Genomic DNA, 25,108 nt, shown 5'->3' on the forward strand with positions numbered 1-25,108 from the left:
ATGCAGGGGGGAGTGTAATGGGGGACGCGCGGATTGCTAGGCGCGCGGGGGAATGGCGGGTAGCCCCGGCGTGCATTTCCGCAATCGCGGTCCGGCGCGAGATGACGCCACACATTCCGCTGTCATCCCGGACAAGCGACAGCGCAGATCCGGGGCGACAGGTGAGACTCGAGACGCACAACGGAGTCTGCCGAACGACGCCCGTCCTATTCCGCCAGCGTGAACTGCAGCAGCAAGGTCCGCTGCAGCATCGAGAAATTGTCGTCGGAGATCAGCGTCAGCACCGTCTCGCCTTCGCTCGTGACGTGGGCGTCGATGGCTTCCATGTTGTCGATCTCGTGGCCGAGATCGGCGGCGAACAGCGCGGGGCCATCGACCAGCGCACCTGGTACGATCGACTTCAGGGGGATCGAGCGCATGCGAATGTTGACGCCGGTGAACCAGGAGAATTTGCGTTCGAGGATGAGCAGCTCGCCGGAGGGCAGCAGCACGGCATCGCTGATGTCGTATTTCTCGGTCCGCCGCACGCTGAACTGGCCGGGCGTGGGGCCGCCGATCAGGAAGGCGATGAGGTTGCCGTCGGCGTCGAGCCCACGCTCGGAGAAGGCGATCAGGCTGCCCGCGAGCGGCTGCCCCTGGCCCTTGGGCACGACGACCATCGCCTCCAGCCCCTTGTTGTAGGGCAGCTTGCGCAGGGCCGGCGGCACGCTGATCACCTCACCGCGGGCGCGCGTGCCGCCCTTGGCAAAATCGTAGCGCAGGATCTGGTTGACGCGCTCGAGCCCGACATAGACGAGGTTGCCGTCGCGCGCGAGCGACTCGGTGTCGTACCAAAGCTTCTTCTCGGTGATCGGCCGGCCGTCGGCGCCCAGCACCGGCGCGGCCTCGACGTCCGCAAGGCCCGTCATCTCGCGGCCGGCATAGCGGATGGCGCCGGTGAACCAGCCGCCCTGGTCGGAGATCGCGAGGAAGCGCTCGCCCTTGCCGTCGAGGAAGCGGAGACCGGACAGGCCGCCGAAGCCGCGATAGGGCGAGGTCAGCACCAGGCCGCTACGATAATCCAGCGAGCCGAAGCGCGTACGCGAACGGTCGCGCGGCTCGAAATTGGGAATGCTGCGCGCGTTGACCTCGACGCTGACGGGCTCTGCGACGGCATGCTCGACCTGGAGCGCGCGCGGAGGCGGCTCGGCCGTTGCTTGCGCCTGCGCGAGGCGGGAGACTGCGAGAGTGGAAAATCCCGCCGCCGCGTGGCCAAGAAAGCTGCGGCGGGATGAACGCGTGCTCACGAATGCAATTTGCGTCGCGGGCGACCGGGTGCCTGCGTGGGCGCCGTGGCGGTCTCGCTGAAGAGCTCGGCGAGCTTCTCGGTGATGGCGCCGCCGAGCTCCTCGGCGTCCACGATCGTCACCGCGCGGCGATAATAGCGCGTCACGTCGTGACCGATGCCGATCGCGATCAGCTCGACCGGCGAGCGGGTCTCGATCTCCTCGATGATGTGGCGCAGGTGCCGCTCGAGATAGTTGCCGGGATTGACCGACAGCGTGGAATCGTCGACCGGCGCGCCGTCCGAGATCATCATCAGGATCTTGCGCTGCTCGGGCCGGCCGAGCAGGCGCTTGTGCGCCCAGTCCAGCGCCTCGCCGTCGATATTCTCCTTGAGGAGGCCCTCGCGCATCATCAGGCCGAGATTTTTTCGTGCACGGCGCCAGGGGGCATCCGCCGACTTGTAGATGATGTGGCGGAGATCGTTGAGGCGGCCGGGATTGGCCGGCTTGCCGGCAGCAAGCCACGCCTCGCGGGACTGGCCACCTTTCCAGGCACGCGTGGTAAATCCCAGAATCTCGACCTTGACGCCGCAACGCTCCAGCGTGCGCGCGAGAATGTCGGCGCAGGTCGCAGCGACCGTGATCGGGCGGCCGCGCATCGAGCCGGAATTGTCGAGCAGCAGCGTCACCACGGTGTCGCGGAACGTCGCCTCCTTCTCGTGCATGAAGGACAGCGGGTGATAGGGATCGGTGACGACGCGCGACAGCCGCGCGGGATCGAGGATGCCCTCTTCGAGATCGAACTCCCAGGCGCGGTTCTGCTGCGCCATCAGCTTGCGCTGCAGCCGGTTGGCGAGGCGGGCGACGATGCCCTGCAGATGCGCGAGCTGCTTGTCGAGATAGGCGCGCAGCCGCTCCAGCTCGTCATGGTCGCAGAGGTCCTCGGCCGCGATCACCTCGTCGAACTTGGGCGCGAAGGCGTGATATTCCGGCCCGCGCGGCTCGTTCTTGCCGTGCGCGTTCGGGCGCGTCGCCTCGCCGGGCGTCTCGTCGTCGCCGAGCTCGCCGTCGTCGAACGTATCCGAGGTCGAGGCCTGCGCGCTCTCCATCGCGCTCTCGCTCATCTCCTCCGAGCTCGCCTGCGCCTGGTCGGCGCTCATCTCCTGCGCGGCGTCGGAATCGGGCGAGCCTTCGGCGCCGGACTGGTCGTTGTCGCCGTCCCGGTTCTCGTCGTTCTCGTCATTGTCTTCGCTGTCGGCGTTGCGCTCGTCGCCGAGCTCGAGCGCCGACAGCAGATCATGCACGGCGTCGCCGAACCTGGTCTGGTCCTCGACCACGCCGTCGAGCCGGTCGAGCCGCTTGCCGATCTTGTCTTCGAGGATGGGCCGCCAGAGGTCGACCATCTTCTTCGCCGCCGCCGGCGGCGCGAGGCCGGTCAGGCGCTCGCGCACCAGCATCGCCAGCGCATCGGCGAGCGGCGCATCGGCGCGGTCGGTGATCTCGTCGAACTTGCCGCGATGAAAATGATCGTCGAGCATCGCGGTGAGGTTCTTGGCAACGCCGGCCATGCGGCGCGCGCCGATCGCCTCGACGCGGGCCTGCTCGACCGCCTCGAACACGCCGCGCGCCTGCGGATTGCCGGGCATCAGCTTGCGATGAACCTTGGGATCGTGACAGGCGAGCTTGAGCGCGATGGAATCGGCATGGCCGCGCACGATCGCGGCATCGCGCCTGGTCATCTTCCGCGCGGGCTCGGGCAGCCGCGCCTTGCCCGGCGCAAGGCCAGGCCGCTCGGCCGCGAAGCTGACGTCGAGCTCCGGCGTCTTGGCGATCGCCTTGAGGCAGGAGGCGACCGAGCGCTTGAACGGCTCGGTCGGCGCTTCCTTGTTGGTGCGGAATTTGGAGTTGGAGGTGGTGCTCATCTCGATCTCACCGTCGTCCCGGGCTCAGCTTGATCCGTCGTCCCCGCGAACGCGGGGACCCATAGCCACGGGGAGAGGTTGTGGGCGAAGCTGGTAACTCCGAGTCTTCGCAAAACCACTCCCTGTGGGTATGGGTCCCGGATCTGCGCTTCGCTTGTCCGGGACGACACACCGAGAGAACTTCAGCTCAGCGCCACGTTCACCGCCGATTCCGGCAGCTCCGCGTTGAAGCAGCGCTGATAGAACTCGGCGACCAGGGGGCGCTCAAGCTCGTCACACTTGTTGAGGAAGGTGACGCGGAAGGCAAAGCCGATATCGCCGAAGATGTCGGCGTTTTCCGCCCAGGTGATCACCGTGCGCGGGCTCATCACCGTCGACAGGTCGCCGTTGGCGAAGGCGTTGCGGGTGAGGTCGGCGAGGCGCACCATCTTGTTGACGATGTCGCGGCCTTCCTGGGTGCGATAGTGCTTGGCCTTGGCCAGCACGATCTCCACCTCCTCGTCATGGCTGAGATAGTTCAGCGTGGTGACGATCGACCAGCGGTCCATCTGGCCCTGGTTGATCTGCTGGGTGCCGTGATAGAGGCCCGAGGTGTCGCCGAGGCCAACCGTATTCGCCGTGGCGAAAAGCCGGAACGCCGGGTGCGGCTTGATCACCTTGTTCTGGTCGAGCAGCGTCAGGCGTCCCGAGACCTCCAGCACGCGCTGGATCACGAACATCACGTCCGGACGGCCGGCGTCGTATTCGTCGAACACCAGCGCCACGTTGTGCTGCAGCGCCCAGGGCAGGATGCCGTCGCGGAATTCGGTGACCTGCTTGCCGTCGCGGACCACGATCGAGTCCTTGCCGACGAGATCGATGCGGCTGATGTGGCTGTCGAGGTTGACGCGCACGCAGGGCCAGTTCAGGCGGGCGGCGACCTGCTCGATATGGGTGGATTTGCCGGTGCCGTGATAGCCGGTCACCATGACGCGGCGGTTGCGCGCAAAGCCCGCGAGAATGGCGAGCGTGGTGGCACGGTCGAAGCGGTAATCGGCGTCGACTTCGGGCACGTGAGGATCGACTTCGGAATAGGCCGGGACTTCGAGATCGCTATCGATCCCGAACACCTGGCGAACCGACACTTTCATGTCGGGCAGACCGGAAACTTCCTCAACTTTGGACAGGGCGGCGGTCGTCATCAATCCTCCGAGGTCCCGGGCGGTCCCGAAACCGGTTATTCGCACGTTGGCTGCGGCTGGGTGCTGAAAAGCAACCTATCAGAGACGCGGGGCCGGCAGAAGCCCGCCCTCCAATCAAAGTTCCGTCGTCTTTTCATTTAGATAGGCAAGGAACGCAGTTTTTGGAGGGCTGCCTTGCGAATCACGCTCGAATTTCGGGCGGGGTAACGCCTCTGCCTGCCCAAATGGCACTTTTGCCGCACGTGCTTACTTAGGTAGGGTCCGAACTCCAAATGCTCCAGCCCGCCACAGAGACGAAGTGACGTCCTTCCTCGATCCCCTCATCTCCTTCGTCTCGGCCCATGCATGGCTGGGCTATCTGATCCTGTTCCTGGCGGCGCTGCTCGAAGCCGTGCCGGTGGTGGGATCGGTGATTCCCGGCTCGACCATCATCCTGGCGCTGAGCGCCCTGGTCCCGGGCGGCGAACTCAAGCTGCAATGGGTGTTGCTGGCGGCCGCACTCGGCGCCGTGCTCGGAGACGGCTCGGCCTACTGGATCGGGCACCGGCGCCAGCGCGAGATCCTCAGCACCTGGCCGCTGACCAACTACCCCCGCGTGGTCGCCGAGAGCGAGAGCTTCTTCAACCGCTTCGGCACCTGGGCCGTGTTCTTCGCCCGCTTCGTGCCGCCGGTCCGCGCCTTCGTCCCCGTGACCGCCGGCGCGCTGGGCATGGCGCCGGCGAAATTCTACGCGGTGAACATTCCGGCCATCCTGGCCTGGGCGCCGGCGCATGTGCTGCCCGGCGTGCTGGCGGTGTCGGCCCTGCACGAATATGCCGGGCTGCATTATCATGAACATGTCGGCAAGCACATCTGGATCTTGACCGTGGTTGGCGTCGCGATCGTGCTGGGCTTGGCGGTATGGATCCATCGCAGGCGGAAGGGCGGCAATGTCGAACGGTCGAAGCCGCAGGCCTAGTTCGGCAGCGCCACTTCTCTCACTGCGGATTGAGCAACACCCACAGCCGCGAGATTTTACCGTCTTGGACTTCGGCCACGTCGGCTCCGGTCACGGCGACGGGCCCCTGCTCGGGTCCCGCATGCCAGGCCAAACGCGCCAAGCCATGATGCCCGACCGCGACCCCATCGGGTACGAACCTGAATGTTGGCCCGAACTGCTCCAGAAGCTCTCCGGCGACGCGCGATATCTCCAGGCGTCCCCGAACGATCTTCGTCGGCTCGTACATCACGGGCTCTTCAACGAACAACTCGGCAATGGCGGTCCGCCGCTTGTCCTCGTCCCGCTCGTTGAACACGCGCTCCAAATTGGCCCGTAGAAGTTGGTCGAAATCGATATCATTGGTGGTCATCTCGCAGCCTTCCTCATCTCGTTGGAGAATATCCTCGTCGAACCATCAGCCGAACTTGACCAGGTTCAGCGCCGGAAGCGGACCGCCCGGAAACTGGGTCAGCCTGGCTCCGACCGCGAGCGAACCGAGATCGATGCCAAAGAATCCGAGCCGGTCGATCAGCGCGCCGACACTTGCCTTCGCATCAGCGTCGTCGCCTGAGTAGAACAGCACGCGCTTGCCGCCGTCGCTCGCCGGGTCTGTTGCGAGAAGCTGCGCCAAGAGATGATTGAACGCCTTCACCACCCGCGCGCCGGGCACCAGATCGGCGAAAACTTCGGACGAGGCGCGACCACCGAGCTCTGCCGGCTTGAACAGCGGCGCCTCGATCGGGTTATTGGCGTCGACGACGATGCGCCCGGCGAATGGCGGCAGGCCGGCAAGGGCATCAGGCAGCTTCGACCAATTGACCGCGACGAACACGATATCCTTAGCGGCGGCTTCCTCGCGGGTGCCGGCGATCACGAGCGGACCGATCTCGGCCACGGTCGTCCTAAGACTGTCCGGGCCGCGGCTGTTGGACAGGGTCACGGCGATGCCGTTGCGCGCCAGCGCCTGGGCGATTGCGCGGCCAATATTGCCTGCGCCGATGATGCCGATGGTGGACATTGAGATGCTCCGAGCTGTTTAGGATCAGGCGAGCTGATCGGTGGCGTAGAGATGATCCAAACATTGCCCTTTGATTAGGACGGTATTGCTCGTAAGATTTTCAACGATCACTTGCAAATGAGCCCATGGAAACGCTGGCCAACCTGGAATCATTCATTCGCAGCGCTGAGTGCGGCAGCTTTTCGGAGGCTGGCCGACGTCTTTCGCTGACAGCCGTCAGCCGCAACGTCGCCATGCTGGAGCGCAATCTCGGCGTCCGATTATTTCATCGTTCGACACGGAAGCTGACGCTCACCGAGGCTGGCGAGACGTTCCGCACAGCCGTCGCCGGCCATCTCGACGGGCTCCAGGCAGCAATCGCCGGGGTGTCGAGCGGACGCGACGAGCCGGCGGGCATTCTCAAAGTAAGCCTGCCGCCGACATTCGGCACAGCCCATATCCTGCCGTTGCTTCCGGGCTTCCTGGCCCGTTACCCGCAGGTCCGCCCTGAGTGGCACTTCGAGAACCGTCAGGTCGATCTGGTCGGTGAAGGCTATGACGCGGCGATCGGAGGTGGGTTCGAATTGTTGCCCGGTCTTGTCAGTCGCACCCTTGCGCCAGCACACATCATCGCCGTGGCGTCTCCGGTCTACATGTCCGGGCGAACATCACCGACCAAGCCGGACGAGTTGGCCGCACTGGATGGCATCGTCATGCGCTCGCTGCGGACGGGACGCATCCGGCACTGGTCGATGCGCGATGTTTCGGGGCGGGAAGTTCAAGCCCCACTATCCGAGTCGATCGTGGTCAACGATCCCGCTGCGATGCGCGCGGCGGCACTGTTGGGCCTGGGCGTTGCCATGCTTGCCACCGCCGACATTCTTCCCGCGCTCGAAAACGGGTCGCTGCTGCGCCTGGTGCCACGCTGGTACTGTGACGCAGGCGCAATCTCGATTTACCACGCATCGCGCAAGCTTGTGCCCGCGAAGACGAGAGCCTTCGTGGACTGGGTTGCCGACGCATTCAAGAAAAACAGGCTCGCCGAACGGTTCGCCGGAAGCCTGAGCTAGCACGACCGGCAAAGTATTCCAGGCTTTGGACCGCACGGCGCACAAGAGGCGGGCAAACAGGGCTCTCCGTTGCCCAAATTGCGATCCGCTGCGGATCCGCGATGCGCAAATGCTCGTCAGCGGGACACGTTGTCGATTAATTGCTTCACGACGCATTGCCTTCGGATGACCCTCCTCCCATCACGGGCTGGCCGTTGTGGCCGCCGACATGACCGGAGGTGGTTGCATGCGCTCGAAAACAGCTCTTCGCATGGTCTCGTTTGCGATCTCGGCCTGTGCGGGCATCTTGAATCCGGCTTCCCAGGCCAAAGCCGAAGAGGTCCTGAAGGCACGGCTTGCGCAGAACCTCGCACCGATCTCGGGCCTTGCGATTGTCGCCAAGGCGAACGGCCTCTTCGGCAAGCAGGGACTCGATATCTCGGTCTCGAATTTCACCAGCGGAAAGCAGTGCCTCGACACGGTAATGGGAGGAGGAGCGGATATCGCGACGACCGCCGAAGCTCCGGTAACGGCGGCCGCGATGGCCCAGCAGCCGATCGCGTTCGTCGCCGGCATGGAGTACTCGGATCTGAAGACGATGACGGCCGCGTCCGCCGCAATCAGGACCAAAGCGGATCTGCGCGGCAAACGCATCGGCTTCACAGCCGGCACGGGGAGCGAGGTCTACACCTCGGTTCTGCTGAAGGCGGCGGGATTGACCGCCAAGGACGTCACGCTCGTCAACCTTCGCCCCCAGGAGATGCTTCCCGCACTGGCGGCGGGAAGCATCGACGCGTTCGACACCTGGGAGCCGCACGTGGCCAATGCAAAGAAGGCGCTCGGCGAGGGGGCCGTCCTGCTCGATACCAAGGGTCTCTACTCGGAGACCTTCAACATCGTCGTGACGCGGCCCTATCTCGAGGCAAACCCGGCAATCGTCAGCAAATTCCTGGCTGCTCTCATCGAAGCGGAAGGCTGGGTCAAGGCTCATCCGAACGAAGCGATCGACATCGTCGCTGCCGCAACCGGCATGAAGCGCGACGAGCTGGCGCCGATCTGGTCGGATTACGTCTATCACGTTCGCCTCGACGACAAGCTGCTCGAGACGCTGAAGACGCACGCGGCCTGGCGGCTCGCGACCGGCAATCACCCGCCGGGAGCGGGAATGCCAGATTTCTCGAAGGTCATTGCGGCGGCGCCGCTGAAAGCGCTTGATCCCGCACGTGTCACATTGTCGGCCAATCCATGAGCACCGGCAGGCACAACCGTGCGACGACGGCCGGACGCCTGAGCGTGCTTGTCGGCGCGCTCTCCGTGCCAGCTTTCGTCGGCGTATGGGAATTGATCGCGCGCTCGCGGATCGTCAACGCGGTGCTCTTCCCGCCGCCGTCGACGGTCGCTGTCGCCGTCCTCGACTGGATCCACAGCGGCCAGTTTTTTGGCGACCTTTCGGCGAGCCTATTCCGCGTCACCGTAGGTTTCCTGATCGGGACGGCGGGCGGGATCATGCTCGGCGTGCTGACGGGCCGGTTCCGGCTGGTCTCGAGCCTGCTCTCACCGTTGTTTCATATCCTTCGCCCGATCCCCCCGATCGCCTTCGTGCCCATCGTGATCCTCTGGTTTGGCTTGTCGGAGGCCGGCAAACTCTTTCTGGTCGTCTGGGGGGTGTTCTTCACGGTATGGCTCGCGACCCATATCGGCGTTCAGAAGGTCGACCGCGGCCTCGTTCGCGCCGCGCTGATGCTCGGCACGCCACGTCGGCAGATGCTCTCGGAGATCATCCTGCTGGGGGCGCTTCCCTACATCGTTGTCGGCCTGCGCACCGCCGTCAGCATCTCCTTTTACACGCTCGTGGCCGCCGAGCTGGCGGGCGCGTTCGCCGGCATCGTCTACCGGATCGAGATTGCGCAACAGAACATGCAAACCGGACAGGTCATGGGAGGCTTGGCGGCGCTCGGACTGCTCTCCTTCGTCGCCGATCGTTCCTTCGCGGCCATTGCCGAGCGTGCCGTATGGTGGCGATGATGTACAACCCGCTTCGACCGACACCGCCGCTCCGGCTCGTGGATGCTGCGCCGGAGCCTTCATCGACAGCGCCGGAAGCGATCATCCGGGTCGAGGATTTGAGCATCGTCTTCGATGTGCCGCGCGGCGAGGTCATTGCGGTGGACCGGGTGTCGCTGGCCGTGATGCCGGGTGAATTCGTCTCGCTGGTTGGCCCGTCGGGCTGCGGCAAGTCTACACTCTTGAATGCGATGGCGGGCCTCGAACGGCCGTTCGAAGGCGAGGTCATGGTGGCCGGCAAGCCGATGCTGTCACCTCGCCCGGATATCGGGATGGTCTTCCAGCAACCGCATCTGTTCCCCTGGAAATCGGTGCGCCGTAACATCGCTCACGGACCGCGCGCGCTCGGCAAGTCGAAAACGGAGGCGCTTCGGATCGCCGACGACCTGATCGACATGATCGGGCTGACAAAATTCGCGAACGCCTATCCGCATACGCTTTCAGGCGGCATGCAGCAGCGGGTGGCGATTGCTCGCGCCCTCGCGAACCAGCCGCGTGTGCTGCTCATGGACGAACCCTTCGGTGCTTTGGACGCGCAGACCCGGGCCGTGATGCAGGATAACCTGCTCGAACTGCGCGACCGGATCAACGCCACGATCGTTTTCGTCACGCATGACATTGACGAGGCCATCCTCCTGTCGGATCGCGTGCTGATCATGAGCGCCGGGCCGGGCCGCATCCTGCGGGATCTTTCCGTGGGCCTGCCGCGCCCGCGTTCCAGCGCTATTCTGACCGACCCCGCCTATCTCGCGCTCAAGCGGGATTGCCTCGACCTGATCCGGACCGAAGGCCGCAAGGCGTTCGAGCAAATGGAAGCGGTGACTTAAGGTGCGATGAGACTAGGTTCGGCTGGCCGTCCGCGGGTCACCTCTCCCCGGCGGCGGGGCTATTGCATATGAGCAGTACACTTTTGGGCACGATAGTCTCCACATCGTCATGGCCGGGCTTGTCCCGGCCATGACGACCTCTGGTGAAGGCTGATATGCGATTACCTTGCCTCAGCGGGGAGAGGTGATTCGAGCTCTGGGCGCGTGTCGGCTCAACCAAAATTCATCGCGCTTTCAGCCGCAGCGAAGGCTGGCATAGCTCTTGAATGGATCTGTTCCAGCCACGAGGGAGCGGACAGATGTCAGCGGCAACTCTCAAGACGACAGCCGGGATCATGCTGGCGGAGTCGGATGCTTTGGTCAGATCGCTGCCAGGCTTGCTCGACCCTCTGAGCGAGGCCGACCGGCGCCGTGTGCTGGCAATCGGTCGCCACGAGGTCCTGGACACCGGCAAGCACATCTGGCGCCAGGGAGACACGCAGAACGGCATATACCTGATCGAATCCGGCCGGATCCGCAGCTATTACGCAGCACCTTCGGGGCGTGAGGTGACGCTCGCCTACTGGTTCGGCGGCAATTTCGTCGGTGGGCCCGACCTCTTCGGCACCGGAGCGCATATGTGGTCTTCGGTTGCCATCGAGCGCAGCCGGCTCCTGTTTCTGCCTGGCCCCGCGCTGCGCGGGCTTGCGCTTCAGTCGGCGACCATCGCGGTGGCGCTGCTGGATGCGCTGGCCTTCAAGGCAAGGTGCTACTCGGCCATGGCGCAAATGCTCGGCACACGATCGGTGACCGAGCGGTTGCAGCGTCTCTTGATCTTTCTCTCGAATATCTACGGCTCGCAGCACGGTCGCGAGATCGTGCTCGGCATCCCTTTCACCCATGGCGATCTCGCCAACCTGATCGGAGCGACACGACAATGGGTGACGGTGCAGCTCTCTCGCATGCAGGCGAGAGGCATCATCCGCTACGACAGGGGCCTGATCGTCATTCTGAATTTGCGCGCGCTCGACCTCGAAATCGTCTAAGGCGCGATGTCACCTCTCCCGCTTGCGGGAGAGGTCGGCGCGAAGCGCCGGGTGAGGGCTTTCTCCTCTTGGGGATTGTCCCATTGCGGAAGCACCCTCTCCCCAACCCTCTCCCGCAAGCGGGAGAGGGAGCGCACCTCCGTCGTCGCAGCGATCAATCCTCATTTCATCGCGCTCTAACCGGCGGTGCGCGAATAGACGTTCAGCCCGAACAGGGCGTCGCCATCGCCCCGCTGCCATCGCGAGGCGAAGTCCAGGAGGGCGTGGTCGTGCCATGCGGGTGCCAGCAGGGTGACGCCCATCGGCATGCCGTTGGTGAGCGTCGCATTGGGAAGCGCCACCGCACACAGATCCAGCAGATTGGCGGAATAGGAGTAGTGACCAAGACGCGTATTGAGCGCGATGGGGTCTGTCAGCATTTCCGCAATGGTGAAAGGTCGCGGTGCAGTCGGCACGACCAGGACGTCGATCTGCTTGAACAGAAGCTGGACCTGCCGCCGCAACTTCGCGAGACGATGTTGCGCCGCAAATGCGTCAGCCGCCGAAAATTGCGCCGCAGAATGCAGGACTTTGCGCGTCACCTCCAGCAAATCTCCATGATCGACGTCAAAAAGCCTGCTGACCGCCGCGTATCGTTCGGCGATCCACGGTCCCGAGAAGAGCATTTCGCCGGCCTCGGCGAAAGGTGTGAAGTCGATATCGAGGGCCTCGCCTCCCAGTCCCGCCAGTCTCCCGCAAGCCTGTTCGTAGAGCGCGTCGCATTCGGGCAACCTGAATGAATCGAGCTGCGGGGCGGAAATGCGTCCGAAGCGGAATTCGTTCGGGATGGCGGATGACGGGCCGCGCGCTTCCCGGCTGTAGGGATCTTCCTCGTCGAAGCCCTCGATGAGCTCCAGCAGCAATTTGCCCTCGGTTACGGAATTGCAGAAGATCGACGGACAATCGAGCGTGGGGCAGTTCGGAACGAGCCCGCGGGATGAGACAAGCCCGATCGTCGGTTTGATTCCGACGATGCCGTTGAAACCTGCCGGCACCCGGCCTGAGCCGCCGGTGTCGGTGCCAAGTGAAAAGGCAACGTGTCCGGCCGCCACGGCGACGGCCGAGCCCGAGCTCGATCCGCCCGAGATATAGCGATCATCGGCGGCGCTTGGGCAGACGCCGTGAGGTGACCGGGCGCCGGACAGCCCGGTTGCGAATTGATCCAGATTGGTCTTGCCGAGACAGATTGCGCCGGCCGCGGCGAGGCGCTCGACGCACCGGGCCGATCGCTCCGCAACATAGGCGAAGGGCGGACAGGCCGCCGAGGTCGGCATGCCCTCGACGTCGATGTTGTCCTTCACGCCGAAAGGCACACCGAGCAGAGGCAGCAATTCGCCCTGCGCGCCGCGCCGTGCGAGAGCCTCGACCTCCGCCAGCGCCTCTTCCATGGGCTTCACATGGATCCAGCAATTGCGGTGTCGGTCGCGTTCGATGCGCTCGTATGCCATTGCGATCGCCGAACTCAGTTCGGCCGAGGTGCGAAGGGGGCGGCGAGTTAGGGCGGCGGCTTGCAACACAAATGGCTCCCGAGGAGATCGAAGGTGCTGCAAGCCTGCCCGGAGGTGGACGGGACGGAAAGCAATTAAGCGCTTCTGCTGCCGCCGTGAACCGGACCGCGAGTGGGAGCGATCACGAACTCCCCGCCCTCCGTCCCGGCGCAGGCCCGACATACCTAGCCCGCGGCCTGATCAGCTTGCCGAACTGCAACTGCTCGCTGGCGTGCGCGATCCAGCCGACGCTGCGGGCCATGGCGAACAGAGCGAGCTCGCTGCCGGCGGGCAGGCGCAGCGCGTGCACGAGGACTGCGAGCGCATAGTCGATGTTGACGAACTCGCCGGTGGCTTCCGCGATGCGCTCCGGCACCTCGCGGGTGAATTTGCGCGGCGCGCCGGCGCGCGACAATGCGTTCAGCAGCGATTGCGCGCGGGGATCGCCGCGCTTGTAGACGCCGTGGCCGAAGCCGGCAAAACGCTCGCCGAGCGCGACGCGCTCGCGCACCATCGGCTCGACGTCGCGGTCGACCAGCGCTTTCACAAGCTGCGAGGCAAGCACGCCGGCCCCGCCATGCTTGGGTCCCTTCAGCGCGGCGAGGCCGGCGACGACGGAATCGTAGAGGTTGAGGCCGGTCGAGGCCGCGCAACGCGCGGTGAAGGTCGAGGCGTTCAGCTCGTGATCGGCGAGCAGAACCAGCGCGCGGCGGATCAGATCCGGCGCATGCTTGTTGTCCGCCGCCCAGGCCTTGGCGATCTGCTGGTGCAACGGCTCGGCCGACGGCTCGGCGTTGAGCATGGTCCCGACCAGCAGGCGGACGATGCGCGCGCCGACCATGGCGCGGCCATCGGGCGCGCGGGTGAAGGCGCGGGGATCGGCGCTCGCGGCCAGCGCCAGCACGGCGATGGCGCGGTCGATCGGCGCCGCCCGACGCGCGGCCGCCGCGATCGCGCGCATCTCCTCGGATATCTCCGGCTGATTGTCCGGATCGAACGGATCGACGCCGGAGACATCCCAGAGCAGCGTCGCCGTGTGCTCCAGCGTGTCGCTCTCGGAAAGATCGACGCAATTGACGCCGCGATAGATCGCGCCCTCCTCGGTGATGGTCGAGATCTCCGTGTCCATCACCGGCAGGTCGGCATCGAAGCTGCGCAGCCCGCGCGGCTCCGGCGACGGTATGCGGCGCTCCTTGAGCGCCCGGACATCCTCGGCGCGGTAGCGGTTCTTGCGCGAATCCGGCGTCGGCTCGGAGCGGATCAGGCCACGGCTGACATAGGCGTAGAGGGTGGCCGGGGAGATCGCGAGCTCGGCGGCCGCCTCCCGGGCAGAGAGATACAGCCCATCGGAATTTTTCATATTGATTTACGTAATCAAGATTGATCAATCTGTCGAGAGGCCCGACCTTGCCGGCATGAAAGGAGACAGGCCATGAACATCCACCTCACCAAGAGCCAGATCGGGCTGGACGGCGTCCCCGCGGCTGAAACCGTGCTGAGCCATGTCGATGGCGAGCGCGGCGAGCTGATCATCGCCGGCGAGCATGTCGGCAGCCTCACCGCCAAATCGAGCTTCGAGGGCGTCACCGCCCGGCTCTGGAACGGCGCCAGCAAGACCACGCTCAGCGAAGCCAATGTGCGGGCAAGCCTCGGCACTGCGCGCGAGCGCGCCTTCGCGCGGCTGCCCGACCTTTTGCCGGCGACGCGCGGCATGGGCACAGTCGACGGGTTTCGCGCAGCCGTTGCCGGCCTTCGCGCCGAGCACGGGCTCGAACACGAAGCGACGATCGTCGGCGCATTCCCGGTGATCGCGGGCGCGCTGGTCCGCCGCGCCAAGGGGCTGGAGCCGGTCGCACCCGATCCCGGCGTGAGCCACGCTGCCGACACGTTGCGCATGCTGCACGGGCGCGCGCCCGCAACGCGCGAGGTCACCGCGCTCGATGCGTATCTCGTCACCGTTTGCGACCACGGCATGAATGCCTCGACCTTCACGACGCGCGTGGTGGCCTCGACGCAAGCCGATCTGTTCGCCGCCGTGACCGCGGGCTATTGCGCGCTCACCGGCCCCCTGCATGGCGGCGCACCGGAGCCGGTGCTGGAAATGCTGGATGCGATCGGCTCGCGTGAACGGATCAAGCCGTGGGTCGACGCGGCGCTGGCGCGCGGCGACCGCATGATGGGCTTCGGTCACCGCGTCTATCGCGTGCGCGACCCGCGCGCCGACGTCCTGAAGACCGCGATCGAGGCGCTGGCGTCCAACGGCGCCGACCTGCCCTTCGCCGGCGAGGTCGAGGCCTATATCCGCAGCGCGCTCCGCAGGAAGAATCCGGAGCGACCGCTGGAGACGAATGTGGAGTTCTTCACTGCGATCCTGCTCGACGCGCTCGCCATTCCGCGCCAGGCCTTCACGCCGATCTTCGCGGTGGCACGCGCCGCGGGGTGGACCGCACACGCGCGCGAGCAGCAGCGGACGGGACGTTTGATCCGGCCGAGTTCGTCCTACGTGGGGGCGATGCCTGCAGATTAGACGCAAGCACGATATCCGGGCTCGTCAGAGTTGATTTTCTTCGGGCCTTTTCGAGCACGCGACGGAAGGACTCAGCGGCCAGCGGGAACAAAGACGCTGGCCGCGCATTCATGCTCGCCCCTACGAATGTCTTCAGGGGTAGTCACGAAAAGGAATGGTAATGAAGAAGCTCTCCTACGCCCTCGCTGCCGGAACGCTGTTCGCTCTGTCGTCACTCGCGGTGCCAGCCCATGCGCTGCCGGCGCATCCCATCCCAAACGCTTCAGTGCCGGGGGACGTCGTGAACGCACGCTATCATTACGTTCCGAGAAGGGTCTGCACCGTACGCACCGTGGTCACGCGCGGCTATCATGGACGCCGCGTCGTCAAGCGCGTCCGTGTCTGTCGGACAAGGTAACCACAAAGGTGCCGTCCGCTTCCGGGCGGGCGGCATCCAAACCAGGCGCGGAGGCCCTACGCCTCCCGCACGACCGTCTTCAGATAATTGTACGCCTTGATGATCTCGATCAGGCGGTCTTCGGTGGAGCGGTCGCCGCCATTGGCATCGGGGTGGTGCTGCTTGACCAGCGCCTTGTACTTGGTCTTGACGTCGGCAAGCGTCGCGCTGGGGCCGAGGCCCATGACCTGGAGCGCCTTGCGCTCGGCGTTCATCACCTTGCGCGTCTCGGCCTTCGGCTGGGCGTCCGGGCCCTTCCGCCAGCTGGCGCGGCCGTTGATCTCGCTGAACATGCTGAACGGGTCAGACGCCATGTCGATCTCGGCTTCCGCACCCTTCTTGCCGCCATTGGCGCCCATCTTCCAGGTCGGCCGGTGACCGGTCAGCGCATCCTTCTGGTAGCGCGCGACGGCGTCGGCGTTCATGCCGGAAAAGAAATTGTAGTTCTGGTTGTACTCGCGCACGTGGTCGAGGCAGAAGTGCCAGTATTCGCGCTGGTTCTCACGGCCCTTCGGCGCGCGGTGGCTGCCCTTGTTCTGGCAGCCGGTCCATTCGCAGGCGACCACGCCGTCGCGCGGCTTCGCTTCCGCCTGCTTGCCGCGCGGCTTGACGCGGATGGAGTCGAAGAACTTTGATGAATCGATCGGCATGGCTGACTTTGACTACGCAATGCAAAAACCTTCAAGTCTTGACATTGCAATTAGCGTGAGGCCCGGGAGTTGACGGGCCGCGATCGCGTCCCTTAATGGCACTCATGGTCATGAAAGACACTATCAGCAACAAGTTGCAGGAAGCTTTCACGCCGGAAAGCCTGCGGGTCGTCGACGAGTCACACTTGCATGAGGGCCACGCCGGCCATCAGCCGGGCGGCGAGACGCACTTTCGGGTGTATATCGTGTCTGCTGCCTTCAAAGGGAAGAGCCGGGTCGACCGCCATCGCATGATAAATTCGGCGCTCGCCGCGGAACTCTCCGGCGGCGTGCATGCGCTCGCGATCCAGGCGCAGGCGCCGGGGGAAGGCTAGCTCCGTCATTCCGGGGCGGCTCAAAGAGCCGAACCCGGAATCTCGAGATTCCGGGTTCGATGCTCCACATCGCCCCGGAATGACGATGCTGGTGCAACGTGAGCAAAACTAAAACGACGTTCCGGCCCGTCTCGGCTTGGTCTCCTCCAGCTCACCCTCGCGTGCCACCGGCGAAATACGGAGCGCGGTGATGCGGTTGCGCTCGCGGCGGAGGACGCGGAAGCGGAAGCCGTGGAAGGTAAAACTCTGGCCGCGGTCGGGGATCGAGCGTGCTTCGTGAATGACGAGGCCGGCGACCGTCGTTGCCTCTTCATCGGGCAGGTGCCAGTCCAGCGCGCGGTTGAGATCGCGGATCGGCACGGAGCCGTCGACCACGACGGAGCCGTCGGGCTGACGGCGGACGCCGGCGACCACCACGTCGTGCTCGTCGGAGATATCGCCGACGATCTCCTCCAGAATGTCTTCCAGCGTCACGAGGCCTTCGACCTCGCCATACTCGTCGACGACGAGCGCGAAATGGGTCTTGCGACGCCGGAACGCCTTGAGCTGCTGGGATATCGGCCGCATTTCCGGCACGAACCAGGGCGGCAGCATGATGGTGGTGACGTCGATACGCGAGGTATCGCCCTCCGACGCGCGGATGGCCCGCAACAAATCCTTGGCGTGCAGGATGCCGATGATGTTCTCCGACTTGTCGCGCCACAGCGGAATGCGGGTGTATTCGGTGGCCAGCACCTCGCGCACCAGCTCGTCCGGCGGCAGATCGGCATTGATCATCACCATAGCGGTGCGATGAACCATCACGTCGGACACGGTCAGCTCGCCAAGGCGGAAGACGTTGTGAATGTATTCGGCCTCGCCGCTCTCGATCTTGCCGTGCACGGCCGATTCCTCGACCAGGCCCTCGATCTCGGAATCCGTCAGGATCTCGTGCTGCGAAAACTCCTGGACCCCGATCAGACGCAGGATCCCGCTCGAAGCCGCGTTGAGACACCAGCTCAACGGATAGAACACCAGGTAGGAGACATGCAGCGGATAGGCGATCCACTGCGACACCGGCATCGGCTCCCTGATCGCAAGCGTTTTCGGCACCTGCTCGCCGATGATGATGTGCAGCGAGGAGAAAACCAGAAAACCCGCCACGAACGAGACGAAGTGCAGCGTGGCCTCCGACAGACCGAGCGGCTGGAGGATCGGACTCAGCAGCGCCGACACGGTCGGCTCACCGATCCAGCCGAGACCGAGCGAGGCCATGGTGATGCCGAGCTGGCAGCAGGCGAGATAGGATTCGATGTTTCCCATCATCGTCTGCAGCAGGCGCGCGCCGAAGCGGTTCTGCTCGACCATGGCCTTGACGCGAAAGCCGCGGCTCTTCACCAGCGCGAATTCCGCAGCCACGTAAAACGCATTGGCGGCGAGCAAGAGGACCGCCAGCAGCAGATTGATCGAGATCGAACTCATGTTTGCCTCGCGACCGCCTCGGCATTCCCGGCCGTTTCGCGGACGGCCGGCCTGAACGGTCCCGCCATCACTGCGACAGTTTCGACTGCAGGAAATCGCGCACCAAGGTCGGCTCGACGTCCTTGGCGATCACCGCGCGTCCCACGGCCTCCAGCAGGATGAACGTGAGCTTGCCGCGCTTGACCTTCTTGTCCTGCGCCATCAGCGCCATCAGCGCATCGGCATCGGCAAGTCCTTCCTGCGCGAAACCGGCGATGTCCTGCAGGCGCGTCGGCAGGCCGGCCTCGATCAGGTGCCGTTCGACGCGCATCGCATCGGCCTCGCCGATCATGCCGAGCCTGGCCGAGAACTGCGCCGCCAGCGTCATGCCGATCGCGACGCCCTCGCCGTGGAACAGACGGTCGGAGAAGCCGGTCGCCGCTTCCAGCGCGTGACCGAAGGTGTGACCGAGATTGAGCAGCGCGCGCTCGCCGGTCTCGCGCTCGTCGCGCGAGACGACGCCCGCCTTGGCGCGGCACGAGGTCGCGATCGCGTGCTCGCGCGCCGAGCCGCCCTTGAAGATGTCGGAATGGTTCTTTTCCAGCCAGGTGAAGAAGGCCTCGTCGCCGAGCACGCCGTATTTGGCGACCTCGGCATAGCCGGCGCGGAACTGGCGCGGCGACAGCGTGTCGAGCACGGCGGTGTCGGCGATGACCAGCACCGGCTGGTGGAAGGCCCCTAACAGGTTCTTGCCCTGCGGCGAGTTGATGCCGGTCTTGCCGCCGACGGATGAATCGACCTGCGCGAGAAGCGAGGTCGGCACCTGCACGAAATCGACGCCGCGGCGCAGGATCGCCGCGGCAAAGCCCGCGAGATCGCCGACGACGCCGCCGCCGAGTGCGATGACGAGATCGTTGCGCTCGATTCTGGCAGCGATCAGGGCTTCGCTGACCTTTTCGAGGCCCGCATAGGTCTTGGAGATCTCGCCTTCCTCGACGACGATCCGCGATGTCGGGATGTTGCTTGCGGCAAGCGATGCTTCGGCCGCCTCGAGCCAGTATTTCGCGACGGTGCGGTCGGTCACGATGGCCGTGCGCACGCCCGGCCGCAAGGCTGCGACCCGTTCCCCAAGCGAAGACAGCACGCCGCGGCCGATGACGATGTCATAGGCGCGGTCGCCGAGCGCGACGTCGACCTTGACTGGATCGGAATGTTTCAACGGCGCAGTCATCGTACGGCACTCGCAACGTCGGCAGGTGGTTGGGCGGCCTGTCCGCCGCAGAGATGGGCGTGCAGCGCCTCGATGCACTCCTCGACGATCCGGTCGTGCGGCACGTCGCGCGAGGCGATGGTGAGGTCGGCATTGGCATAGACCGGCTCGCGCTGGGCGAGAAGGCGCGTCACGGTTCCTTCGGGATCGGCGGTCTGAAGCAGCGGACGGTCGGCACGGCGCCGCACGCGGCGCATGATGACGTCATGGTCCGCCTTCAGCCAGATCGAGATGGCCTTCGCCGCGATCCGCGCGCGCGTCTCCTCGCGCATGAAAGCGCCGCCACCGGTCGCCAGCACGATCGGCCCGCCCTCGAGCAGGCGCGCGATCACGCGGGCCTCGCCGTCGCGAAAATAGGGCTCGCCATGGGTCGCAAAGATTTCCGGGATGGTCATGCCGGCGTGGGCCACCTCGATTTCGACATCGGCATCGAGAAATCGCAGGCCAAGCCGCGCCGCCAACCGCCGGCCGATGGTGGACTTGCCCACCCCCATCATGCCGACCAGCACGATCGAGCGCGCGCCGAGGGCCGACAGGATGTCGGCCTCAGGGGTCGCTTGTGCTGGCACCGCGGCGTCGGACATTGTCTCGCTCGATTGGATCTCGCTCGAACTGCCGCCGGGGGCGGCAGGCTTTGGCCACCTATACGATCCCATGGGGGCCCTCGCCAGAGGACTCTTGCCACGAAACGGCGAACATGTTGGATGATTCCATTGGTTAATTTGGCTGCCAAGACCTACGCAAGACCCCTATCCAAGACCCCTATCCAAGTCCTCTGCCCGAGACCCCAGAACGATGCCCAGCCTGTTCCGCTTCCTGACGGTCGTCGCCGTGATCGCCGGCATCGTCTATGGCGTGGTCTTTGCGCTGGCGAACTTCGTCAATCCCAAGCCACGGGAAATGACGGTGACGATCCCGCCGGATAAATTTCTCAAGAAATAGGCGCTAGCCTCCGAGGCATGCCCACCAAGCCCTCAGACGCCAAGCTCATCGGCCTGTTCCTCGACATGCTCGCGGCGGAACAGGGCGCAGGGCCCAATACGCTCGACGCCTATCGCCGCGACCTCACCGATTTCTCGGAATTTGTGGGCCGCGTCGGCCACAATTTTGTGGCCGCGGAAACGCAGACGCTGCGCGACTATCTCGCCGATCTCGACATCCGCGGCTTCAAATCCACCAGCGTCGCCCGCCGCCTGTCGGCGATGCGGCATCTCTACCGCTTTCTCCTCAATGAGCGCATCCGCGGCGACGATCCAGCCGCGATCCTGTCCGGCCCCAAGCGCGGCCGCGGCCTGCCCAAGGTGCTGTCGATCGCGGATGTCGACTGCATGCTCCGCCGCGCCAAGGAGTTGAGCGAGGCGGAAGAGGCCTCGCCGGCGAAGCGGCTGCGCGCTCTCAGGCTCTATTGCCTGCTCGAGGTGCTCTACGCCACGGGCCTGCGCGTCTCCGAGCTGGTGGCGCTGCCGCGCTCGGCGGCCAAGCGCGACGCGCGCATGATCGTGGTGCGCGGCAAGGGCAACAAGGAGCGCCTGGTGCCGCTCAACGAGGCCTCGCGGCAGGCGATGGCGGATTACCTCGCCGCGACGGAGGCGGCAAAGACCGAGAAGAAGAAAGACAGCCTCGCCGCCTCGAAATGGCTGTTTCCTTCCTTCGGCGAGAGCGGACATCTGACGCGGCAGCATTTCGCCCGCGATCTGAAAGAGCTCGCGGTCGCCTCCGGCCTGCAGGCCCGGCTGGTCTCCCCGCACGTGCTGCGCCACGCCTTTGCCAGCCACCTGCTGCACAACGGCGCAGATCTGCGCATCGTGCAGACGCTGCTCGGCCATACCGACATCTCCACGACGCAGATCTACACCCATGTGGTCGAGGAGCGGCTGAAGAGCCTGGTGCGCGACCTGCACCCGCTGGCGGAGAAGTAGACGGGTCTCGTGCCCCGGACGCGGCTGTCGCAGCCCGGATGAGCGAAGCGACATCCGGGATTGTGCCCAAGGCACGACCTGCCCCGGATATCGCTTCGCTCATCCGGGCTACGGCGACCCATGAACCGCCTTGACTTCGGCCGCATCTCCGCAGAAAGAGCCGGGGCCTCACCGATTGATTTGGCTGGCGCCACACGAGCGCACAAGCCAAACCATTGAAGACGCTACACTTCCTTTCGCAACCCTAAGCTCGCTTCGCTCCAAGGCCCCGTCCCCCTATATTGAGTTGATGCAAGACCAGATGCGCAGCTATCTCGACTTCGAAAAGCCCGTCGCCGAGCTCGACTCCAAGGTCGACGAATTGCGGGCGCTCGCGGCGTCCGGCACCGACATCAGCGACGAGATCGGGCGGATCGAGGACAAGGCGGCGCAGGCGCTGGCCGACCTCTATCAGAACCTGACGCCGTGGCAGAAGACGCTGGTCGCGCGGCATCCGCAGCGGCCGCATTTCAACGACTTCATCAAGGGCCTGATCACCGAATTCACCCCGCTCGCCGGCGACCGCAAGTTCGGCGAGGACGAGGCGCTGGTCGCCGGCTTCGGCCGCTTCCGCGGCGAGCCGATCTGCGTGATGGGCCAGGAGAAGGGCGATTCCACCGACAGCCGTATCAGGCACAATTTCGGCATGGCGCGGCCCGAAGGCTATCGCAAATGCGTGCGGCTGATGGAGATGGCCGAGCGCTTCGGCCTGCCCGTGCTGTCGCTCGCCGATTCCGCGGGCGCCTATCCCGGCATCGGCGCCGAGGAGCGCGGCCAGGCCGAGGCGATCGCGCGCTCGACTGACGCCTGCCTGGCGCTGACCGTGCCGAACGTCGCCATCATCACCGGCGAGGGCATGTCGGGCGGCGCCATCGCCATCACCACCGCCAACAAGGTCCTGATGCTGGAGCACGCGATCTACAGCGTGATCTCGCCGGAGGCGGCGTCCTCCATCCTCTGGCGCGACGGCACCAAGGCGCAGGAAGCCGCCAACAACATGAAGATCACCGCCCAGGACATGCTCCGCTTCGGCGTGATCGACCAGATCCTGAAGGAGCCGGTCGGCGGCGCCCATCGCGACCCCGCGGCCATGATCGCCACCACGGGCGAAGCCATCGCCAAGGCCTTCGACGAGCTCCGGGACCTCGACGCCGACGCCATCCGCAAGCAGCGGCGGCAGAAATTCCTCGATATCGGCCGGAAACTGGGCTGATTCGCCCGTTTTAGCGCCGCAACGGCGGTGCGCTCCCTCCCCCGCCTGCGGGGGAGGGTTGGGGAGAGGGTGTCTCCTCTCGCGACATTCCCAATGCGGCGCGAGCCCCCTCCCGGCCTCCCCCGCAAGCGGGGAGGTGAAGAGCGAGACGGTAACCCCGCATTAACCCTTTTTTTGCCCAAATCGGCGATCTCAGTGGCGGTGTGGCCGCGCGGTCCAAGTTCCGGCCCAGTTTAAGTCTCTGTTGACCACAGCTTTGGGCCAACGCCCTCGTGATCCCCGCTCGGGTTGCGACCACATGACCCAGAGGTTAGAATTTTAATCAATGGCTTCAGGGCACAAGCGCTGGGGCGTGAGCTGAAAAAGCCCGTCATGACGGGTCCGGTTCGCCGGTCGGATCATGCTCCAGAAGAATTGGGGTTCGCTTCAAAGCCCGGCACGGTGTGGGGTCCATCTTGATTTCTCGTTCGTTTGCTCGCGCGCTCTTGGCTTCGGTTGCGCTGATGACGGCCGGCGTCCTGCTGTCCGGCTGCAACAGCGACCAGATCTCGCTCGCGACCAACGCCAAGGCCAACCAGCCGGTGCCGCCGAAGCTGATCGCTGCGATGGCCGAGAAGGACATGGACCTGCAATCGCCGATCCTGGTCCGCCTGTTCAAGCAGGAGGCCGAGCTCGAGGTCTGGAAGCAGACCCGGTCAGGCAAGTTCGCGCTGCTCAAGACCTATCCGATCTGCCGCTGGTCCGGCGACCTCGGCCCCAAGGTGCGCGAAGGCGACCGCCAGGCGCCGGAGGGATTCTACTCGATCAACCCGAGCCAGATGAATCCGCAATCGGCCTATTACCTGTCCTTCAACACGGGCTATCCGAACGCGTTCGACAAGGCTTTGGGGCGCACCGGCTCGCAGCTGATGGTGCATGGCGATTGCTCATCGCGCGGTTGCTACGCGATGACGGACGAGCAAATCGCGGAGATCTATTCGCTCGGGCGCGAATCCTTCTTCGGCGGCCAGAAGGCGTTCCAGCTGCAGGCCTATCCGTTCAAGATGACGCCGGTGAACATGGCGAGGCACCGGAACAATCCGAACATGCCGTTCTGGAAGATGATCAAGGAAGGCTATGATCATTTCGAGGTGACGCGGCAGGAGCCGAAGGTCGATTTCTGCGAGAAGAAATACGTGTTCGACGCCGCGAAGCCGGCGGACGCCAAGCGCGATCCGGTGTTCGACGCCTCGGCAAAATGCCCGGCCTATGTGATCCCCGAGGAGATCGCCGAGGCCGTGCGCGGGAAGCAGGCCAAGGACGAAACGGAATACGCCAGGCTCGTCGCCAAGGGCACGCCGGTGGCACGCATGAACACCGGCATCGACGGCGGCATGAACAAGGTGTTCGCCGCCAAGATTCCGGAAGGCTCGACCGGCCTCTCCGAAGGTGCCGAAGGCACCACGCTGCAGATGCTGGCGATGGCGAAGGCGCCGGGCACGATCCCCGGCCACGTCAATCCGCCCAAGCCGAATCTCGACGCGGTCGCGTCCGCGCCTGCGCCGCAGGAAGAGCCGGTCACGGCCGTCAGCGCGCCCGCAACCACGCGCGTCGCCGCAGTTGCGCCGGCGGAGAAGCCCCAGGCTGAGAAATCGCAAGCCGAGAAAACACAAGGCGGCGGCTTCTTCTCGAACCTGGGCCGCAAGATGGGCCTCGGCACCGCCGATACCACGGCGACCACGCCTCCGCCGCAGGCCACGGCGTCGGTGGCGCCGGCCCAGACCTCCGTGACGCCGCCCACGGCAGCATCGAGGCTCAAGGCCGCAGTGACCCGCTTCGTGCCGGGGCATGACAAGTCCAAGGACACGGCCAAGGATGCGCCGAAGCCTTCTGCCGTCGCTGCCAAGCCCGCCGAACCGGCGAAGCCGGACACGCGCCTTGCCGCGACGCGTCCGGCGCTGAAGCCCTCGCTCTCGGATGGCGCGGGCGAAGCGACGCAGATCATGGGCGCCGCACCAGTGGTGCAGTCGAATTCGTTCGACAGCCGCTTTGGGGCGGTGAAGTAGGGGCGGCGTTCTCCACCCTATCCCAGCCTGACACTGTCATTCCCTGCGAAGGCGAGAATGGCAGTTAGTCGTCCGTGAAGAGCGGCTAAGCGATTGAGCTAGAATCGCATTTGTCTTTGTGGGCTGTTTTGCGATTGCAGGGTTTTGATGCTTGGGGCATCGGAACCTTGCAATTTCATTTTCAGGATTCCGTCGAATCGCCAGTCATGATTCCGTCGTCGCATCGGAGGTGGCGATGCGACCGAAGAAGCACAGGACGACGGAATCGGGCGATCTGTTCCGGGCCAGGCTGGACCAGATCATCAATATGAAGCACGAGCTGGTTCAGCTTGCCGGCAAGGTCGATTGGGACTGGATCGA

Annotated in this window: 24 protein-coding genes; 13 read left to right on the forward strand and 11 right to left on the reverse strand. The window is 65.1% G+C overall.

The window, feature by feature from the left end; translation table 11 throughout:
* Positions 1–206: 206 nt before the first annotated feature.
* From H1B27_RS37615 to cobS, 3 genes are all read right to left on the reverse strand, one after another.
* On the reverse strand, positions 207–1,286 hold the full coding sequence (locus H1B27_RS37615; protein WP_061882619.1) for an esterase-like activity of phytase family protein: 1,080 nt from the start codon (positions 1,284–1,286) through the stop codon (positions 207–209).
* The gene (gene cobT, locus H1B27_RS37620; RefSeq protein WP_197969523.1) at positions 1,283–3,187 is read right to left on the reverse strand and encodes a cobaltochelatase subunit CobT; all 1,905 of its coding nucleotides are present in this window, start codon (positions 3,185–3,187) and stop codon (positions 1,283–1,285) included. The genes H1B27_RS37615 and cobT overlap by 4 nt, the downstream gene beginning before the upstream one ends.
* Before the next feature lie 182 nt (positions 3,188–3,369).
* A complete protein-coding gene (gene cobS, locus H1B27_RS37625) occupies positions 3,370–4,368 on the reverse strand; it encodes a cobaltochelatase subunit CobS (protein ID WP_061882621.1) in 999 nt (332 codons plus the stop codon).
* 298 nt (positions 4,369–4,666) lie between these two features.
* Here cobS and H1B27_RS37630 point away from each other — a divergent pair, with 298 nt between their 5' ends.
* Complete coding sequence (locus H1B27_RS37630) at positions 4,667–5,326, forward strand: DedA family protein (protein ID WP_061882622.1); 660 nt, start codon at positions 4,667–4,669, stop codon at positions 5,324–5,326.
* A 19-nt stretch (positions 5,327–5,345) separates the two neighbouring features.
* On the opposite strand, the gene H1B27_RS37635 is transcribed toward H1B27_RS37630, so the two are convergent.
* Together H1B27_RS37635 and H1B27_RS37640 are read right to left on the reverse strand one after the other, a co-directional pair.
* A complete protein-coding gene (locus tag H1B27_RS37635) occupies positions 5,346–5,717 on the reverse strand; it encodes a nuclear transport factor 2 family protein (RefSeq protein ID WP_061882623.1) in 372 nt (123 codons plus the stop codon).
* 45 nt (positions 5,718–5,762) lie between these two features.
* On the reverse strand, positions 5,763–6,365 hold the full coding sequence (locus H1B27_RS37640) for an NADPH-dependent F420 reductase (RefSeq protein WP_061882624.1): 603 nt from the start codon (positions 6,363–6,365) through the stop codon (positions 5,763–5,765).
* A 125-nt stretch (positions 6,366–6,490) separates the two neighbouring features.
* Here H1B27_RS37640 and H1B27_RS37645 point away from each other — a divergent pair, with 125 nt between their 5' ends.
* The 5 genes from H1B27_RS37645 to H1B27_RS37665 all read left to right on the forward strand — a co-directional run bounded on the left by H1B27_RS37645 (position 6,491) and on the right by H1B27_RS37665 (position 11,309).
* Positions 6,491–7,414 (forward strand): LysR family transcriptional regulator, encoded by a 924-nt coding sequence (locus tag H1B27_RS37645; RefSeq protein WP_197969524.1) that lies wholly within the window; start codon positions 6,491–6,493, stop codon positions 7,412–7,414.
* A gap of 226 nt (positions 7,415–7,640) precedes the next feature.
* Complete coding sequence (locus H1B27_RS37650; protein WP_082822243.1) at positions 7,641–8,642, forward strand: NrtA/SsuA/CpmA family ABC transporter substrate-binding protein; 1,002 nt, start codon at positions 7,641–7,643, stop codon at positions 8,640–8,642.
* Positions 8,639–9,418: an ABC transporter permease gene (locus H1B27_RS37655; protein ID WP_197969525.1), complete on the forward strand. Its 780-nt coding sequence runs from the start codon at positions 8,639–8,641 to the stop codon at positions 9,416–9,418. Before H1B27_RS37650 ends, H1B27_RS37655 begins: the two co-directional genes overlap by 4 nt.
* Positions 9,406–10,284, forward strand: a complete 879-nt coding sequence (locus H1B27_RS37660; RefSeq protein ID WP_082822244.1) for an ABC transporter ATP-binding protein — start codon at positions 9,406–9,408, stop codon at positions 10,282–10,284. The genes H1B27_RS37655 and H1B27_RS37660 overlap by 13 nt, the downstream gene beginning before the upstream one ends.
* A 299-nt stretch (positions 10,285–10,583) precedes the next feature.
* A complete protein-coding gene (locus tag H1B27_RS37665) occupies positions 10,584–11,309 on the forward strand; it encodes a Crp/Fnr family transcriptional regulator (RefSeq protein WP_061882628.1) in 726 nt (241 codons plus the stop codon).
* A gap of 176 nt (positions 11,310–11,485) precedes the next feature.
* On the opposite strand, the gene atzF is transcribed toward H1B27_RS37665, so the two are convergent.
* Together atzF and H1B27_RS37675 are read right to left on the reverse strand one after the other, a co-directional pair.
* The gene (atzF, locus tag H1B27_RS37670) at positions 11,486–12,865 is read right to left on the reverse strand and encodes an allophanate hydrolase (protein ID WP_311977747.1); all 1,380 of its coding nucleotides are present in this window, start codon (positions 12,863–12,865) and stop codon (positions 11,486–11,488) included.
* Between the two features lie 112 nt (positions 12,866–12,977).
* Positions 12,978–14,195 (reverse strand): citrate synthase family protein, encoded by a 1,218-nt coding sequence (locus H1B27_RS37675; RefSeq protein WP_197969527.1) that lies wholly within the window; start codon positions 14,193–14,195, stop codon positions 12,978–12,980.
* Between the two features lie 72 nt (positions 14,196–14,267).
* On the opposite strand from H1B27_RS37675, the gene H1B27_RS37680 reads away from it, so the two are divergent.
* Positions 14,268–15,362, forward strand: coding sequence for a citrate synthase/methylcitrate synthase (locus tag H1B27_RS37680; protein ID WP_061882631.1), 1,095 nt, complete (start codon positions 14,268–14,270; stop codon positions 15,360–15,362).
* Between the two features lie 160 nt (positions 15,363–15,522).
* A complete protein-coding gene (locus H1B27_RS37685) occupies positions 15,523–15,759 on the forward strand; it encodes a hypothetical protein (RefSeq protein WP_061882632.1) in 237 nt (78 codons plus the stop codon).
* A gap of 56 nt (positions 15,760–15,815) precedes the next feature.
* Here the strand turns inward: H1B27_RS37685 and H1B27_RS37690 are convergent, their stop codons facing one another.
* Complete coding sequence (locus H1B27_RS37690) at positions 15,816–16,448, reverse strand: J domain-containing protein (protein ID WP_197969528.1); 633 nt, start codon at positions 16,446–16,448, stop codon at positions 15,816–15,818.
* 104 nt (positions 16,449–16,552) lie between these two features.
* Between H1B27_RS37690 and H1B27_RS37695 the strand changes: the two genes are divergently transcribed.
* A complete protein-coding gene (locus H1B27_RS37695) occupies positions 16,553–16,822 on the forward strand; it encodes a BolA family protein (protein WP_061882723.1) in 270 nt (89 codons plus the stop codon).
* A 108-nt stretch (positions 16,823–16,930) separates the two neighbouring features.
* On the opposite strand, the gene H1B27_RS37700 is transcribed toward H1B27_RS37695, so the two are convergent.
* The 3 genes from H1B27_RS37700 to H1B27_RS37710 form a co-directional block, all read right to left on the reverse strand.
* The gene (locus H1B27_RS37700) at positions 16,931–18,283 is read right to left on the reverse strand and encodes a hemolysin family protein (protein ID WP_197969529.1); all 1,353 of its coding nucleotides are present in this window, start codon (positions 18,281–18,283) and stop codon (positions 16,931–16,933) included.
* A 67-nt stretch (positions 18,284–18,350) separates the two neighbouring features.
* Complete coding sequence (gene aroB / locus H1B27_RS37705; protein WP_061882635.1) at positions 18,351–19,493, reverse strand: 3-dehydroquinate synthase; 1,143 nt, start codon at positions 19,491–19,493, stop codon at positions 18,351–18,353.
* Positions 19,490–20,116, reverse strand: a complete 627-nt coding sequence (locus tag H1B27_RS37710; RefSeq protein WP_061882636.1) for a shikimate kinase — start codon at positions 20,114–20,116, stop codon at positions 19,490–19,492. The genes aroB and H1B27_RS37710 overlap by 4 nt, the downstream gene beginning before the upstream one ends.
* 211 nt (positions 20,117–20,327) lie before the next feature.
* On the opposite strand from H1B27_RS37710, the gene H1B27_RS37715 reads away from it, so the two are divergent.
* From H1B27_RS37715 to H1B27_RS37730, 4 genes are all read left to right on the forward strand, one after another.
* Positions 20,328–20,474 carry a hypothetical protein gene (locus H1B27_RS37715; protein WP_035669499.1) on the forward strand — a complete coding sequence of 49 codons (147 nt, stop codon included), beginning with the start codon at positions 20,328–20,330 and terminating at the stop codon, positions 20,472–20,474.
* 17 nt (positions 20,475–20,491) lie between these two features.
* On the forward strand, positions 20,492–21,451 hold the full coding sequence (xerD, locus tag H1B27_RS37720; protein WP_197969530.1) for a site-specific tyrosine recombinase XerD: 960 nt from the start codon (positions 20,492–20,494) through the stop codon (positions 21,449–21,451).
* Positions 21,452–21,740: 289 nt separating this feature from the next.
* Positions 21,741–22,703 carry an acetyl-CoA carboxylase carboxyltransferase subunit alpha gene (locus H1B27_RS37725; RefSeq protein WP_061882638.1) on the forward strand — a complete coding sequence of 321 codons (963 nt, stop codon included), beginning with the start codon at positions 21,741–21,743 and terminating at the stop codon, positions 22,701–22,703.
* Between the two features lie 503 nt (positions 22,704–23,206).
* The gene (locus tag H1B27_RS37730; RefSeq protein WP_210343672.1) at positions 23,207–24,748 is read left to right on the forward strand and encodes a L,D-transpeptidase family protein; all 1,542 of its coding nucleotides are present in this window, start codon (positions 23,207–23,209) and stop codon (positions 24,746–24,748) included.
* The last annotated feature ends 360 nt before the right edge of the window (positions 24,749–25,108 follow it).

Source organism: Bradyrhizobium diversitatis (genome assembly GCF_016031635.1).
Lineage (GTDB): Bacteria > Pseudomonadota > Alphaproteobacteria > Rhizobiales > Xanthobacteraceae > Bradyrhizobium > Bradyrhizobium diversitatis.